The sequence below is a fragment of the Actinoplanes sp. NPDC026619 genome, assembly GCF_040638295.1.
In the GTDB taxonomy this organism is placed as follows: Bacteria; Actinomycetota; Actinomycetes; order Mycobacteriales; family Micromonosporaceae; genus Actinoplanes.
In genome coordinates this window covers 214,794-230,136 of sequence record NZ_JBEZYA010000003.1, presented here as the reverse complement: position 1 = coordinate 230,136, position 15,343 = coordinate 214,794, and the positions used below count along the sequence as shown (strand labels likewise).

Sequence of the window (15,343 nt, the reverse complement as noted above, 5' to 3'; positions counted from 1 at the left end):
ATGCGCACCGCCCGTCTCTACCTGCGGCTGCTCGGCGCCCACTTCCGGTCGCTGCTGGAGTACGAGACCGACTTCCTGATCCTCGCCGGCGCCACCGTGCTGATGCAGGTGGTCAACATCGTCTTCCTGGCGGCGCTGTTCGCCAAGGTGCCGGTGCTCAACGGCTGGACGTTCTGGTCGGTGCTGATGATGTTCGGCGCGGTCGCGCTGGCCGAGGGCGTCGGCTCGCTGTTCTTCGACGGCATGTGGAACCTGGCCTGGCACATCAACCGCGGCGAGCTCGACTATTACCTGGTCCGGCCGTACCCGGTGGCGCTGCAGGTGAGCAGTGCCGCGCTCGGCATCAACGGGCTCAGCAACATCGTCACCGGCAGCCTCATGATCGGCGCCGGGCTGGCCCACTCGGCGGTCGACTGGACGCCGTGGCGGGTGGGGCTCGCGGTGCTGCTGCTGATCAGCTCGGTGGTCATCAAAGTGTCGATCAACCTGGCCACCAACGCGGTGTGTTTCTGGCTCTCCAGCCCCAGCCCGATGTTCGCGTTCGCCATGCACCAGGTCGGCGACCTGGCCCGGTTCCCGCTGTCGATCTATCCGCTGGCGCTCAAGGCGGTGCTCGGCGTGGCCCTGCCGTTCGCGTTCATCAGCTACTTCCCGATCGCCTACCTGCTGGACACCGGCCCGTCGCGCTGGTTGGGCCTGCTCACGCCGCTGGCCGCCGTCTACTGCGCCGGCGTGGCCGCCCTCGTCTTCCAGCGCGGCCTGCGCCGCTACGAAAGCGCCGGAAACTAGCCCTTTCCCTCATCGCCCCGGCCTTCCCGCCGATAGAGACGGCTGCCGACGGCAGAGGGAAGGTGCGATGCGAGTTCTCCGGCGTGACCCCGTGCTGCTCGCGCTGTTCGCCGTGACCCTCGTCAGTTTCGTGCTGTTCCGGGTGTTCGAGGGCGAGCAGCTGCGGCAGATCCAGGTGCTCTGGATGGCCCAGGTGCCGATGGACGTGGCCCTCGCCTACGGCGCCTGGTGCCTGCGGGCGTTCGCCCCGCAATATCGGCGGTTCTGGTCGGCGATCGCGTTCGCCGGCGGCTCCTTCGCCGTGGGCGACAGCTTCCAGGCGCTGCACGTGCTGCTCGTTCCGGCCGGGGCGTCGACCAGCGGCGGAACCGTGCAGTCGGCGTTCTTCATCATCGGCATGTTCAGCAACGTGCTGGCCTGCCTGCTCTTCCCGCAGGGGCTGACCACGGCCCGGGAGAAGCTGGTGTTCTGGCTCGACGCCACCACCGTGCTGGTCGCGGGCGGCGTGCTGGCCTGGTGTTTCGCGGTCAATCCGGTCGACGAGAACCTGAACCGGGTCACTGCCAGCATCACCGCGGCGCTGGTTATCGTGGGCGGCTTCTCGGCCACCAAGGTGGCGCTGGTGCCGCGGCCGCCGATGGCCCGGATCGCGGCCTGGCCGATGGTCGCGGCGCCGGTCGTGCAGGGCATCGCGGCGTTCCTCCCCGGGCACTTCCAGCTGCACGACCGCTACTACGTCTTCATGGTGCTGCTGCTGCCGTCGCTGACGATCGCGATCGGCCCGCGGATCCAGGGGGCCCTGGCCCGGGCGGACGGGCCGGCCGGCAGTGCACGGCGCCGCCCGTACAGCCTGTTGCCGTACGGCATGATCGCCTTGACCTTCGTCGTTTTTCTCCTGGTCCTTCCGGCGCACGCGTCGGCGCGGCTGCTGGGCGCGACGGTCGGCGCCGTGGTGATCACCGCCCTGGTCTGCGGGCGGCAGCTGATCGCGTTCAAGGACAACGTGATGCTGATCGGGCGGCTCGACGTCGCGGTCGACCGGCTCACCGACCAGGAGGCGCTGCTGCGCGAGCAGGCCTCCACCGACGGGCTCACCCGGCTGGCGAACCGGTCCCGCTTCCTGGCGGAGCTCGCGGATGCGCCGGGCTCCGCGGTGCTTCTCATCGATCTTGACGACTTCAAGACGGTGAACGACACCATGGGCCACGCCGCGGGCGACGCGCTGCTGGTCGAGGTGGCCGAGCGCATGCGCGCGGCGGTGCGCGAGGGCGATCTGGTCGCGCGGCTCGGCGGCGACGAGTTCACGGTTCTGCTGCCGGGCAGCGGGCCCGAGGGCGCGACCCGCATCGCCGAGGACATCCTGCGCCGGCTCGCCGAGCCGATCACCCTGGAAGGCCACCTCATCATCACCCGGGCCAGCGTCGGCGTCGCCTCCGGCCGCCCCGGCGACGAGCCGTCCACGCTGCTCAGCAACGCCGACATCGCGATGTACGAGGCGAAGCGGCGCGGCAAGAGCACCTGCGTGCACTACAGCGACGAGATGGGCGCCCGGATCGCCGGCGAGGCCGAGATGGTGCGGGAACTGGGCACCGCGGTCGACGCCGGCCAGTTCGCGCTGGTCTACCAGCCCATCGTGCGCCTCGACGACCTGCGGATGACCGGTGTCGAGGCGCTCATCCGGTGGAACCACCCGACCCGCGGCCTGGTCCCGCCGGACGATTTCATCCCGCTCGCCGAGCGCTCCGGGCACATCGTGGCCATCGGTCTCTGGGCGCTGCGCGAGGCCTGCCGGCAGGCCGCCCGGTGGCGGGCCGAGTTCCCGGCCGCCCAGGACCTGACGGTCAACGTCAACGTCGCCGGCCGCCAGCTGTGCACGGCCGGCTTCGTCGACGACGTGGCCGCCGCGCTGCGCGACTCCGGCCTGCCGGCGAGCTGCCTCAGCATCGAGGTGACCGAGACCGCGGTGCTCGACGACGAGGAGTCGGCCGAGGCGATGCTGCGGCTGCGCGGCCTCGGGATCCGGCTGGCCCTCGACGACTTCGGCACCGCGGCCTCCTCACTCGGCCTGCTGCTGACCTGCCCGGTGACCACCCTGAAGCTGGACCGCTCGTTCGTCGAGTCGATCACCACGGTGGGCCGGCAGGTCGCGGTCGCCACCGCGGTCAGCCAGATGGCCACCGCGCTGGAGTTCACCTCGGTGGCCGAGGGCATCGAGACCGAGGAGCAGCGCGAGCTGATCCAGAGCCTGGGCTACCAGTACGGCCAGGGCTACCTCTTCGACCGCCCGCTGCCGCCGGACGAGGTCGGCGACCGCTGGGCCGCCCTTCAGCTGAGCAGCTCGGCGAGCCCGTCGAGCAGCCGGTCGACCTCCCCGGGCGTGGTGTAGGGCGCGATTCCCATCCGCAGGGCCGGATCCGGGAGCCGGAGCGCGGCGAACGGCTCGACCGCGTAGAACGACCCGGCCGGCGCCACCACGTCGCGGGCGGCCAGATGGACCTGGGCCTCCCGGGCGTCGCGGCCCTCCAGCGTCACCAGCACCGTCGGGGTGCGGTCGGCGGCCTTCGAGTGGACCGTGACCGCCTTGCCGAAGCCGCTCAACCCGTCCTGCAGCCGCTCCCGCATCGACCGCTCGTGTTCGTGCACGGAACGCAGGGACCGGGTCAACCGGGCCCGGCGGGCGGTTTCGTCCCCCGGATCGCGCGCGGTTTCGTCCCCCGGATCGATCGCGGCGAGGAAGTCGACGGCTGCGGTCGCGCCGGCCAGCATCTCGTAGGGCAGCGTGCCGAACTCGAACCGCTCCGGCACCGCGTCGGACGACGGAACCAGCTTGTCCGGGCGCAGCGTCGCCAGGAACTCGGGCGCGGCCGCGAGGACCCCGCAATGCGGGCCCAGGAACTTGTAGGGCGAGCAGACGAACAGATCAACACCCAGATGGTGTACGTCGACCAGGTCATGCGCCGCGTAATGCACCCCGTCCACATACACCAGCGCGCCGGCCTGATGGGCCAGGTCGGCGATCCGGCGGACCGGTGGTTTCGTGCCGAGCACGTTCGACGCGGCGGTGACCGCGACCAGCCGGGTCCGGCCGGAGAGGGCCCGCTCGTACGAGCCGAGATCCAGCTCCGCCGTCTCCGCGTCGATCTCGATCCACCGCACCGTGACCCGGGCCCGCTCGGCGGCCTGCACCCAGGGCCGGACGTTGGCGTCGTGGTCCAGGCGGCTGAGGACGATCTCGTCGCCCGGATGCCAGTCCTTGGTCAGATGCCGGGAGAAGTCGTAGGTGAGCTGAGTGGCGCTGCGCCCGTGGACGATGCCGTTCGCGGGCACGCCGAGCAGGTCGGCATAGGCGGCCCGGAACTCCGCGACGACGCGCTCGGCGTTGCGTTCGGACGAACTGACGGCTCCCCGGATCGACATCGGGCTGGTCATCGTGGCGGCCACCGCGTCGGCCACCGCCCGGGGCGTCTGTGTTCCACCCGGCCCGTCGAAGAACGCGAGGCCGCTCTCGAGAGCGGGAAAGTGGGCCCGCAGAGCGGCGAGGTCAAGAGACATGGCCCTATCTTTCGCCATTCACGGACGCAGCGTGCTGTCGCCGTTCACGGGCGCAGGATGCGCAGCTGGGCGTCGCGCAGGTGGTGGCCGGGGTCGATGCCCAGCTCGGTGGCCAGGGTCTGGCGGGTCCGCTCGATCACGTCGAGCGCCTCGGCCTGCAGGCCGCACGCCGCCAGCGACAGCGCGAACAGCGACTGGGTCTGCTCGTCGTAGGGGGCTTCCGCGGCCGCCCGCTCGATCAGCGGCAGCGCCTGGCCGGACAGGCCGGCGTCCAGGCAGGTCACCGCCAGGTCGACGGTCGCCTGGCGGCGCAGGCGTTCGAGCTGGCGGGCCGCGTGCTGCTGGCGGACCGCGGCCGGCGCGTCCGCGCCCACCGGGCCGCGCCACAGCGCCAGGGCTGCCATCAGGCGTTCCGCCCGCTCGGCCGGGTCCGGCCGGTCGTTGGCCGTGGTGACCAGGTGGCGGAAGCGCCGCGCGTCGACCTCGCCGCCGACCACGGTCAGGCGGTAGCCGGCCGGTTCGAGCTCGAGCCGGTGGCCGCCGTGCTGCATCAGCCAGCGGCGCAGGCGGTGGACCGCGACGTGCATCGGCCCGGTGTTGTCCCGCCAGCGTTCGCCCTCGTCCAGGACGAAGCGCACCTGCTCGGCCGGCACCGGCACGCTGTCGAGCAGCATCAGGGTCAGCAGGCCGCGCAGCTTCGGCGCGGTCAGCGTCTCCCGGGCGCCGGCGCTCCACAGGGCGAGCGGCCCGAGGACGCCGAAGCAGAGGTCGGTGGCAGGTTCGGTGGCGAAGAGCGTGTCCGTCATCGTGGCTCCCGAATCGTGGTCGCGCCGGGCACCGGCAGCCCGCGCGTGAGGGTGGTCAGGTCCGCGGTCGCCCGGGCGTAGGTCGTGCCGTCGGGGTGCAGGGTGAGGACCACGACGATCCAGCGGTCGCCGGGCCCGACCACGCCGGTGGTGTGCAGCGCCTCGCTGACCAGGTCGAGGTCCGGCGGGGCAGCGTCGGCGTGGAGTGCCGGCGCGCACGGGCCGGGGGCCGGATCGCCGAAACCCGACCAGCCCTGCTTGACCGCCCACGGGCGGCCGAACACGCTCGGGATGCCGAAGGACTGGTCGTAGGAATCGGCCGCGCAGCGAGTGGAGCGGCGCAGGTTGTCCAGCACGAACGCGCGTACCGCCGGGGGCGCCTCGTCCAGCAGATAGCGGTAGATGCGGACCGTGTCGGCCGCGCTGATCGCGGTGTATCCCCAGTAGGTGCGCATCGACGCCGGGGGCGGCGCGGTCCGGCGCAGCCCGAGGCGGGCCACCATCCGGTTGACCACCGCCTCGTAGCCGCTCAGCCGCCAGAACCGGCTCGCCGCCGCGTCGTCGCTGCTGCGCAGCATCGGCTCGAGCAGGGCCCGGTCCTCGTCCGGGATCTCATACGACGGCCCCCGGTCCCACAGATAGTCGAGCGCGATGAGCAGCTTGACCACCGACGCCGACCGGAACTGCGCCTGGTCGTCGTGGCGGGCGGTGAACCGGCCGGTACGCCGGTCGAAGACGGCCACCCCGGCGGTGACCCCGGCCGGCACGACCACCGGCGCCGGCGAGGCGGCCGCCGTCCGATCGGCCGGCACCGTGGCGGCGCCGAGCGTGGCCATCAGCACCGCGGCCATCAGCACTTTTCCTGTCATGGCCATATTTAGGCACGGAACCCCAGGTCAACGGTCCTGCGAACTCTTAGGGAGCGTGACCGGGTGGCGGCCAACTGATAGACAGTGGCGTATGTACACTGCTGTGCGGCAACGGCGTTGTGGGGATGCTGGGGCGTGATTTTTGTGGAGACTGTGCTCATTCAGTTCGCGGACGGCGTCGACCGTGATGGGCAGGCCCGCAGGGGAACGGTGGCGCTGGCGCCGGGCGCGAAGGCGCGGTTCGGGCGCGGGGCGCCGGGGGTCCCGGTGGACGTGCGGCTGGCCGACCCGGGTGTGCCCCGGCTCGCCGGTGAGATCCAGGGCGCGACCGACCACTGGCTGCTGAGCAACTTCAGCGCCGACAAGACGTTCGTGGTGGAGAACCCGGAGGGCGCGGGGGAGCACGTCAAGGTGCCGCCCGGCCGACTGGGGGCGCCGATCCCGTTCGAGATCTCCCGGGTCGTGCTCCCGTCGGGGCTGGACCTGGTGCGATTCTCCGTCTTCGCGCCGATGCACTCCTATCTCGACCGGCACGGCCGCGGGGCCACCGGCGGGGAGGGCACGCTGACCGCCTTCCCGATGGACGAGACGGCGAAATACTTCCTCGTCCTGGTCGCGCTGTGCGAGCAGCGGCTGCGGGACCGCTCGCACGTCGCGATCCCGACCGTGGAGGGCGTCGTCAACCGGCTGCGGCCGCTGCCGTCCTGTGCCGACCTGACGGTTGCCGCGGTCAACTTCCACATCGACTATCTGGCCCGGACGAAACTGCGCGTGAAGCAGGACCCGGTCGACGGCGCGCGGCGGCTGGACACCAAACGTGCCGCGCTGGTGTCCCTGGCGCTGCGGTTCAACCTGGTCCGGGAGGATCATCTCCGGCTGTTGCCCGCGCCGGTGCGCGTCGGGTGAGCGCGCCGGACGCCGGGCCCTGGTCGGTCGTGGTGCCGGCCGGTTACCGCGTCGGCGGGTGGGAGGTCACCGGCGGCATCGCCACCGGCAGCTGGGGCAGTGTGTACGCCGCCCAGCAGGTCGGCGAGGGCGGCGACGGCCGCCCGGAGCGGGCCGCGCTGAAGTTCCTGCCTACCGGCACCGTGACGGTGCGGCAGCTGAGCCATCTCGCCGCGATGGCCGACCGGGAGGTCCGCTTCCATCGCGCGGGCGCGCACGAGCGGCTGATCCGCTGCTACGACACCCTCGTGGTGGACGACCTGGCGACGCCGGCCCTGCACGGCGCGGCCGTCATCGTGATGGAACGGGCCCGCCGCTCGCTCGCCGACCGGCTGCGTGAGCGGGCGGGCGAGCCCTTGCCGGACGCCGCGGAGCTGGTCACGCAGGTGTGCGAGGGTCTCGCCTACATGCATGAGCTCGGCTGGATCCACGGCGACCTGAAACCGGCCAACGTGCTGCTGATGGCCGACGACTCGGTCCGGCTGGCCGACTTCGGCCTGACCGCCGAGATCGAGGGCACCCACGGTTACCTGCCGCCGATCGGCTCCTCCGCCTACCTCCCGCCGGAGTACTGGACCGAGAACCTCGGCGAGCGCGGCATCGCGGTGCGCACCACGGCCGACATCTGGGCCCTCGGCGTGCTGGCCTACCAGGCGTTCACCGGCGACTTCCCGTTTCCCGGCACCGGGCCGCGGGCGTGGGCGCCGGCCGCGGCACGGTACGCGGAGACCGGCGCCGAGCTGCCGCTGCCGGACGCGGTGCCGGAGGCGTGGCGCTCAATCATCCGGGACTGTCTCGCCCCCACCCACGCCGCGCGGACCCCGCACACCGCGGCCGCGCTGCTGGCCCGGATGCGCGGCCAGCCGGCCCCGCTACGGCGCCGGATGCCCCGGCACCGGCTGGTGGCGGCGGCCGCGACGGTGCTGGTGCTCGCCACCGCCTCGACCGCGACCGCCCTGGTGGTGTCGCAGGACGACGAGCCGTCCACGTTCCGTGGCGACGAGCTGCTCAAGCGCGATGCCGGCATTCCCGAGCAGTACCGTTCGCTGATCGTGGCCGCCGGCACCATGTGCGAGGCGCCGGGGCTCAGCCCGCCGCTGATCGCGGCGATGCTCAAGGTGGAGAGCAACTTCGACCCCAACCTCAGCGACCCGGCCAAGGACGAGTACGGCATCGCCCGCTGGACGCCGAGCGTGCTGGTCGGCTTCCTGCCGGGCAGCCATCCGGCGACGCCGCCGACTCCGCCCTTCCCGCCGGAGATGTCGATCCCGCCGGTCGGCCGGATGCTGTGCTTCCAGTCGGAGAAGCTGAAGACGGTGCCGGGCGATCCCGGGCTGCTGCTCGCGGCCGCTTACCGCTCGTCGGCGACCAGCGTCATCCAGGCGAACGGGATCGCGCCCAAGTGGCAGCAGTACACCACGTCGGTGGCCCAGTACCGGGCGCTGTACACGCCGTGAGGCCCGGGCGCAGCGTGCGCCCGGGCCCTCGACGCGGCTACTTCCAGTCGCCCACGATCGGGCGGTCGGTCGTGGCGCCGTACGCGAATCGGAGGTCGGCGTCGCCGCCCGCGTTGGTGTTGCGCAGGTTGAACTCCTTCGTCGACGGCCGCCAGATGCCGACCGTGTCGGTGCCGTTGCCGTCCCAGTCGCCGACCACCGGCAGGTCGGAGACGGAGCCGTAGACGAACGCGAAGTCCGAGCCGCCGGTGCCGGTCAGCGCGTTGCGCAGGTGGAAGGACCGGTCCGCCGGGTCGTAGTAGCCCAGGCTGTCGTGCCCGTCGCCGTCCCAGTCGCCGGTCAGCAGGGTGCTGGTCGACTTCCCGAACGACTGGGTCACCTCGGCCGCGCCGGCGGTGTTGGTGTTACGCAGCCGCACCAGCTGGTCGCCGGACCGCCAGGTGCCCACCGTGTCCTTGCCGTCGCCGTCGAAGTCCCCGGCGATCGGCACGTCGCCGCTCGCCGCGTAGTCGGCCACGAACGCGGTGTCGAACGCCCCCGCGGTCGGCGAGTTGCGCAGGTGGAACGAGTGGTCGGCCGGGTCGAAGAAGCCCCACCCGTCGACCCCGTCGCCGTCCCAGTCACCGAAGATCGGCAGCTGCGCGCCGGTGCCGATCGCCCACGCCGTGACGTCGCTGTTGCCGGACGTGAGGGTGGTGCGCGGGTACGCCTTGTGGTCCGACGGCCGGAACACCCCGATCGAGTCGGCGTGCGTGACCGGCCCGGTGACCGGGCCGCCCCGGCCGAGCAGGCTGAACGCCAGCGCGCCGGTCGAGGTGAAGTCGATCGCCGGCTCGTTGCTCATCCACGCGTCGGTGTGGTCCACGTAGCGCGCGCCGTTCCCGGTGAACACCGCGTACGGGTCCGCGCCGTCCGCCGGGCACCCCCGGCTGGTGTCGTCCGGGTCGTACTCGCTGAACGTGGCGGTGCCGTTCGGGCCGTTGACCGCCGCGCCGGCCAGGATGGCGCCGGTCCCGGTGTGGCTGCCGGCCAGGTTGGCGATCTGGTGGTGCGGGCATTTCGGGTACGTCGTCCCGACCCCGACGATCAGCGACGTGCCCCACGGGTTGCCACCGAGGATCCAGTTCGCCTGCTGCTGCGCGAACGTGGCGTACTTGGTGCTGCCGGTGACGTCGCGGTAGCGGACCGCCTGCGCGATCAGCCCGAACGTGTGCGACGTCGAGTCGTAGTCGTTGTAGACCGCGCCGGCCCGGAACCGGTCCGCGTTGGCCCGGGTCACGCCCGCGTCGAGCTGCTCCTCCAGCGAGCTGACCAGCTCGGCCGGGGTGACGGCGAGGCTGCCGGTGGAGCCGATCGCGGTCACCAGGTCGGAGTCGGCGAGCGCGCTGACGTCGTACAGGTTCAGGGTGTCGTGGAAGTCGCCGTCGAGGTACTGCCGGGCGTACTGGGCCGCCTGGGTCAGCCAGGTCGCCGCCCGGTTGTCGCCGAGCGCCTTGGCCGCGAGGTGCAGTTCGACGCCGCCGAGCGCCATGTCGTCGGTCCAGCCGTCCTCGCCGTAGTAGTCGTGCGGGAACGTCGTGACCAGCTCGCCCACCGAGGTCGTCTTCGCGATGCCGTAGATCGCCGCCGCCTTCGCGAGCTCGCTGCGTGCCCGGGTCGGGTCGCTGGTCGCGTGCACCTGGGCGGCGAGCGCGAAGGCCGCCGACACCCGGCCGGCCAGGTTGGGGCTCAGCTTCGCGCCGGGCTCGTTGGCCCGGAACACCGGCCGGTAGCGCTGGTAGTACTGGCCGGTGCCGGCCGCGTCGGTGATGGTGTCGTCGTCCTGGGGCAGGCGCCAGGCGTCGTGGTCGCCGTAGTACGTCTTGGCCGCGTTGCCGCCGCCGATGCCGACCTGCGCGTAGAGCACACCGGCGCTGTCGTCCCACATCTTGTCGAGCCAGTCCAGCCCGAAGTCGATCTCGGCGGCCCGGGTCGTGTCGGCGGCGCCGGAGCGCTGCGCCACCAGGAGCGTGTCCAGCGCGTACGCCGTCGTGTGGGTGAATTTGAGGTAGTCGCCCGCGTCGAACCAGCCGCCGGAGACGTCGACGGTGGCCGTGGCGGCCTTGGTGAGGTTGCCGACGATCAGGCCGTCGTCGTCGAACGTGGGGGCTTTGTAGATGCTCGCCGACGCGTCCGCGAGGTGCGACGCCTTGCGGTTGAGCACACTGGACAGCACGTTGGTGCCGTCCCGGTTGGCCTGGAAGAACTTGGTCTCGGTGGCCGACACCGGGGCGTAGAGGCTGTTCGCCGTGCCCACCGCGAAGGTGGGCGAGGTCGTCACGCCGCTGACCCGGATGCTGTAGCGGCCCGCGGTCCGCACCGCCGAGAAGTCGATCGGCGCGACCGCGGTGTAGCTGGAGTTCCACGAGCCGAGGCTGCTGCCGACGGTGCCGGCCAGGACCTGCGTGCCGGCGCTGTCGACCACCTGGAAGGCCGTGCCGGCCTGCGCGGTGGTGCCGAGCAGGAAGGCCACCTTCGGCCCGTCGGCGGGGTAGCCGACCTGGTCGACCCGGATGTAGGAGGTGACCGCGGCCTGCGCCGGGGCTGCCGCTCCGCCGATCAGCACCGCGGCGACGAGCGCGGCGGCGAGCCGGGCCCTCATGCGTTGTCCCAGTCGCCGGACACCGGAACCATGCCCGCGGTGAAGCCGGTGAAGGTGATGTTGGCGTTGCCGCCGCCGTGGGTGTTCTTCAGGAAGAACTGGTTGGTCTCCGGCCGGTAGAGGCCGGGCGTGTCCGTCCCGTTGCCGTCCCAGTCGCCGACGACCGGCACGTCACCCGGCCGGCCGTAGACGTAGGCGTAGTCGGAGGAGCCGTAGTCCAGGACGTTGCTCAGGTGGAACGAGCTGTCGGCCGGGTCGTAGTAGCCGACCGAGTCCTCGCCGTCGCCGTCCCAGTCACCGGCGAGCGGAGTCACGCCGGTGCCGATCGGGCCGAGCTGGAACGCGTAGTTCGAGATGCCGGGCTCGTTGAGGTCCTTGAGGTGGAAGGTGCCGTCCGACGGCCGGTAGAAGCCGGTGCTGTCGCCGGTCTTGCCGTCCCAGTTGCCGGCCAGCGGGACGTCGGTGGCCAGCCCTGATTCGAACGCGTAGTTCGAGGCGCCGGCGGGCGGGAGGTTGTTGGACAGGTGGAATGAACCGAGCTCGGTTCCCGGCCGGAAGATGCCGACCGACTCCTTGCCGTTGCCGTCCCAGTCGCCGGTGACCGGCTGGTCGCCCAGGGCGCCGTAGGAGAACGCCCACTTCGAATTGCCGGCGGCGTTGGTGCCCAGCAGGTGGAACGAGTGGTCAGCCGGGTTCCACATGCCCACCGTGTCGAGCGGCTTCACGATGACCGGCGGCTTGTTACCACTGGTCAGCGTCTTGCCCTGGACCGCGGTGTCGTAGAGCGAACCGCTGTAGTCGGCGAAGCTCATCTTGATCGAGTAGCGGGTGCTGCACTCCTCGGCCTTGAAGTCCAGGTGCGCGCCGCTGACGTTGCCGGTCGCGCCGGAGATGCCGACCACCTGCGCCTGCTTGATGGTCTGGCCCTTGCTGACCCGCCGAGACGACAGGTGCGAGTAGCGGGTGCATTCGCCCCACGGGTGCTGGATGACGACCGTGTTGCCCCAGCTGTCGGACAGGTACGAGTCGTACACGACACCGGGCGCGGCGGCGACGACCGTGCTGCCGCTGGGCATTCCGAAGTCCACCGCGTACCGCACGAACTCGTTGCCGTTGTGGCTGAACGAGCCGTCCCAGCCCTGCGTGACCCGGTAGCTGACACCGGCCGGGAAGGGCAGGTAGTACGCCTTGGTGGCGGCCTCGGCCCGGGGCATGGCCAGCGCTCCGCCGGCCACCAGGAGAGCGAGCAAAAGGACCGCGCGAATCGCTCGCCGGCCGGTTCGGGACATCCTGAGTCTCACGGGTCTTCCCTCTCGTCGGACATCGACACTCAGGAATCACTAATCCACAGTGCACTTTCCGCACGCTTACCTCGGACCGCGGACAGCGGCCGGTAAGCAGGCGGGAAGTGGTCGATGCCCACCGTGGTGCCATGCGCCGATCGGCGTGACCCACCCGTGGAAGGACCAGAACAGTGAAACGCACCCTGAGGTGGTCTCTGGCGGCCGCGGTCGCCGTGGCGGTCCTCGCACCGGCCGTGCCGGACCCGGCCTACGCCGCGCCGGCGGCGGACTCTGCCGCTCTGACGGCGTCCTACACCACGACGACCTGCGGCGGCACCAAGGCGATGGACACCGCGCTGGCGACCGAGCTCAACTCCAAGCTCAACGGCAAGCTGCGTGGCGCTCTCACCGGCTACCGGATGTCCTGCGCGCGGCGGATCGTCGAGACGGCCAAGTCCCGCGGGCTCGCCAAGCGGGCGGCGGCGATCGCGGTGACCACCGCGATCGTGGAGTCGACCATCGAGAACATCAGCGTGGCCGTCGACCACGACAGCCTCGGCCTGTTCCAGCAGCGGGCCTCGTGGGGCTCGGCGGCCCAGCGGCTCGACCCGGCGTACGCGACGAACGCGTTCCTGAACAAGATGCTCCAGCTCTACCCGAACGGCTCGTACAACAACACGGCCAACTCGATCGGCGAGATCTGCCAGGCCGTGCAGGTGTCGGCGCTGCCGGACGCCTACCAGTTGCAGGCGTCGGACGGCAGCACGATCGCCTACAACATCTGGGACGCGCTGACCTCACCGCCGACGAAGCCGGTCGACACGGTCGGCATGTGGAACCCGGCCGACCACTCGTTCCACCTGCTGGGCACCAACGCCGCCGGCAACTCGAAGTGGGCGTTCTCCTACGGCGCCCTGGGCGACCAGCCGGTCACCGGCGACTGGGACGGCAACGGCAAGGAGTCGGTCGGCATCTTCCGGCCGGGAACCGAGCTCGGCTCGTTCCATCTGTCCAACAACCTCCCGCCCGCCGGCGCCTCGAACTACGCGTTCGAATCGGGGTTCGCCACCGACGTTCCGCTGGCCGGTGACTGGGACGGCAACGGCAAGGACGGCACCGGGTTCTACCGGCCGTCGGACGGCACCTTCCACCTCAAGGACATCAATGAACCCGGCATCTCGAACTACGCGTTCCAGCTCGGCCCGATCGGCACCGGCGTGATCCCGCTGGCCGGTGACTGGGACGGCGACGGCGAGGACTCGGTCGGCTACTACGACCCGGCCGACAGCTCCTTCCACCTGCGGAACAAGCTGGACAACGGATCTTCGGACGCCGCCTACGTCTACGGCCGCCCCGGCGACAAGCCGATCATGGGTGACTGGGACGGCAACGGGACCGACACCCCCGGGCTCTACCGGCCGGAGACCACCCAGTTCCTGCTGAAGAACACGCACGGCGGCGGCAACGCCACCAGCACGTTCACCGGCTTCACCGCGGGCATGGTTCCGGTGTCCGGCGACTGGGACAACGCATGAGGGCCCGGCTCGCCGCGGCGCTCACCGCCGCCGCGCTGTTCGGCGGGGTAGCCGTCGCTCAGACCAGCTTCGCCGCGACCTACCTCGTCGGCCCCGACGTCTCCGCCTACCAGCACCCGAACGGCGCGGCCATCAACTGGGACACCGTCTTCGGCTCCGGCGGGCAGAGCTTCGGCATCGTCAAGGCCACCGAGGACAACGACTTCACCAGCTCCACCTTCGCCGGCGACTGGGCCAAGCTTCAAGCAAAAAACGTCATTCGCGGTACGTACCACTTCGCCCGTCCCAGCGCGACGGCGGGCGACGCGCTGGCCGAGGCCCGCTACTACATCTCGGTCACCGGAACCCTGCGCCAGCCCAACCAGCTCCCGCCGATCCTCGACCTCGAGGCCGACGGCGATCTCAGCCAGGCGGCGCTGCGCACCTGGGTGCAGACCTGGCTCAACGAGGTGCAACGGCTCACCGGCCGCAAACCGATGATCTACACCAGCCCCGGCTTCTGGGACGCCGAGGTCAACAGCACCGCGTTCGGGTCGTACCCGCTGCAGGTGGCGCACTACACGACGGCCGCCGCGCCCCGTCTGCCGGTCGGCTGGAGCACCTGGACGATGTGGCAGTACACGCAGAGCGGCTCGGTTGCCGGGGTGTCCACCGCGGTCGATCACAACCGGTTCAACGGGACGCTCGCGGCGCTGAAGGCACTTGCCAACGGCGGTGCGGGCGGCGGCGACGTGGCCGGCATGTGGAACCCCGCCGACCATTCGTTCCATCTGCTGGGCGCGAACGCGGCCGGCAATTCGACGTGGGCGTTCTCCTACGGCGCGCTCGGCGACCAGCCGGTCACCGGCGACTGGGACGGCAACGGCAAGGAGTCGGTCGGCATCTTCCGGCCCGGCACCAACGCCGACACCGACCCGGCCTCGTTCCACCTCTCCGACACCCTGCCGCCCGGCAGCGCGTCCGATTACGCGTTCGCCTCCGCGCTGGCGACCGACGTGCCGCTCGCGGGCAACTGGGACGGCAAGGGCGGCGACAGCACCGGCTTCTACCGGCCCTCGGACGCCACCTTCCACCTCAAGGACCTGAACGAGCCGGGGGCGTCGAACTACGCGTTCGGGCTCGGCCCGACCGGCATGGTCCCGCTCGCGGGCGACTGGGACGGCGACGGCAAGGACTCGGTGGGCTACTACGACCCGGCCGACAGCTCGTTCCACCTGCGGAACAAGCTGGACGACGGCGCATCGGACTACGCCTACATCTACGGCCGCCCCGGCGACGTGCCGGTGGTCGGCGACTGGGACGGCAACGGCACCGACACCCCGGGCCTCTACCGCCCGGAGACCACCCAGTTCCTGCTGAAGAACACCCACGGCGGCGGCAACGCCGACACCACGTTCACCGGCTTCACCGCCGGCATGCTCCCGGTCGCCGGCGACTGGGGCTGATCCGGCACGTTCATCGCGCCC

The 15,343-nt window shown here is 71.4% G+C and carries 11 protein-coding genes; 6 read left to right on the top strand and 5 right to left on the bottom strand.

Going from position 1 to position 15,343, the window contains the following annotated elements; all coding sequences use genetic code 11:
- Entirely contained in the window at positions 1-789 is a 789-nt protein-coding gene (locus AB0E90_RS09490) for an ABC-2 family transporter protein (protein WP_360401974.1), read from the top strand.
- Positions 790-856: 67 nt separating this feature from the next.
- Complete coding sequence (locus AB0E90_RS09485; protein WP_360401971.1) at positions 857-3,175, top strand: EAL domain-containing protein; 2,319 nt, start codon at positions 857-859, stop codon at positions 3,173-3,175.
- Here AB0E90_RS09485 and AB0E90_RS09480 read toward each other — a convergent pair.
- From AB0E90_RS09480 to AB0E90_RS09470, 3 genes are read right to left on the bottom strand one after another with little or no spacing between them, the layout of a single operon-like run.
- Positions 3,115-4,341 (bottom strand): cysteine desulfurase-like protein, encoded by a 1,227-nt coding sequence (locus AB0E90_RS09480; protein WP_360401968.1) that lies wholly within the window; start codon positions 4,339-4,341, stop codon positions 3,115-3,117. The two genes, AB0E90_RS09485 and AB0E90_RS09480, sit on opposite strands and share 61 nt — an antisense overlap.
- 44 nt (positions 4,342-4,385) lie before the next feature.
- Entirely contained in the window at positions 4,386-5,147 is a 762-nt protein-coding gene (locus AB0E90_RS09475; RefSeq protein WP_360401965.1) for an AfsR/SARP family transcriptional regulator, read from the bottom strand.
- Entirely contained in the window at positions 5,144-6,016 is an 873-nt protein-coding gene (locus tag AB0E90_RS09470) for a hypothetical protein (RefSeq protein WP_360401962.1), read from the bottom strand. Before AB0E90_RS09470 ends, AB0E90_RS09475 begins: the two co-directional genes overlap by 4 nt.
- Before the next feature lie 144 nt (positions 6,017-6,160).
- Between AB0E90_RS09470 and AB0E90_RS09465 the strand changes: the two genes are divergently transcribed.
- Together AB0E90_RS09465 and AB0E90_RS09460 are read left to right on the top strand one after the other, a co-directional pair.
- Positions 6,161-6,922 (top strand): hypothetical protein, encoded by a 762-nt coding sequence (locus tag AB0E90_RS09465; RefSeq protein WP_360401959.1) that lies wholly within the window; start codon positions 6,161-6,163, stop codon positions 6,920-6,922.
- Positions 6,919-8,418, top strand: coding sequence for a serine/threonine-protein kinase (locus tag AB0E90_RS09460; RefSeq protein WP_360401956.1), 1,500 nt, complete (start codon positions 6,919-6,921; stop codon positions 8,416-8,418). Before AB0E90_RS09465 ends, AB0E90_RS09460 begins: the two co-directional genes overlap by 4 nt.
- Before the next feature lie 37 nt (positions 8,419-8,455).
- Here the strand turns inward: AB0E90_RS09460 and AB0E90_RS09455 are convergent, their stop codons facing one another.
- Both AB0E90_RS09455 and AB0E90_RS09450 read right to left on the bottom strand, forming a co-directional pair.
- Positions 8,456-11,059 carry a glycoside hydrolase family 9 protein gene (locus tag AB0E90_RS09455; protein ID WP_360401953.1) on the bottom strand — a complete coding sequence of 868 codons (2,604 nt, stop codon included), beginning with the start codon at positions 11,057-11,059 and terminating at the stop codon, positions 8,456-8,458.
- On the bottom strand, positions 11,056-12,360 hold the full coding sequence (locus tag AB0E90_RS09450; RefSeq protein ID WP_360401950.1) for a M23 family metallopeptidase: 1,305 nt from the start codon (positions 12,358-12,360) through the stop codon (positions 11,056-11,058). The genes AB0E90_RS09455 and AB0E90_RS09450 overlap by 4 nt, the downstream gene beginning before the upstream one ends.
- Positions 12,361-12,533: 173 nt before the next feature.
- Here AB0E90_RS09450 and AB0E90_RS09445 point away from each other — a divergent pair, with 173 nt between their 5' ends.
- Together AB0E90_RS09445 and AB0E90_RS09440 are read left to right on the top strand one after the other, a co-directional pair.
- Entirely contained in the window at positions 12,534-13,877 is a 1,344-nt protein-coding gene (locus AB0E90_RS09445) for a hypothetical protein (RefSeq protein ID WP_360401947.1), read from the top strand.
- Positions 13,874-15,322, top strand: coding sequence for a GH25 family lysozyme (locus AB0E90_RS09440; RefSeq protein WP_360401944.1), 1,449 nt, complete (start codon positions 13,874-13,876; stop codon positions 15,320-15,322). Before AB0E90_RS09445 ends, AB0E90_RS09440 begins: the two co-directional genes overlap by 4 nt.
- Positions 15,323-15,343: the final 21 nt, after the last annotated feature.

Excerpts from the sequence above, each read along its gene's own strand:
- AB0E90_RS09490 (WP_360401974.1), top strand. The coding sequence starts at position 1 with ATGCGCACCGCCCGTCTCTACCTGCGGCTGCTCGGCGCCCACTTCCGG.
- AB0E90_RS09485 (WP_360401971.1), top strand. The coding sequence starts at position 857 with ATGCGAGTTCTCCGGCGTGACCCCGTGCTGCTCGCGCTGTTCGCCGTG.
- AB0E90_RS09480 (WP_360401968.1), bottom strand. The coding sequence starts at position 4,341 with ATGTCTCTTGACCTCGCCGCTCTGCGGGCCCACTTTCCCGCTCTCGAG.
- AB0E90_RS09475 (WP_360401965.1), bottom strand. The coding sequence starts at position 5,147 with ATGACGGACACGCTCTTCGCCACCGAACCTGCCACCGACCTCTGCTTC.
- AB0E90_RS09470 (WP_360401962.1), bottom strand. The coding sequence starts at position 6,016 with ATGACAGGAAAAGTGCTGATGGCCGCGGTGCTGATGGCCACGCTCGGC.
- AB0E90_RS09455 (WP_360401953.1), bottom strand. The coding sequence starts at position 11,059 with ATGAGGGCCCGGCTCGCCGCCGCGCTCGTCGCCGCGGTGCTGATCGGC.
- AB0E90_RS09440 (WP_360401944.1), top strand. The coding sequence starts at position 13,874 with ATGAGGGCCCGGCTCGCCGCGGCGCTCACCGCCGCCGCGCTGTTCGGC.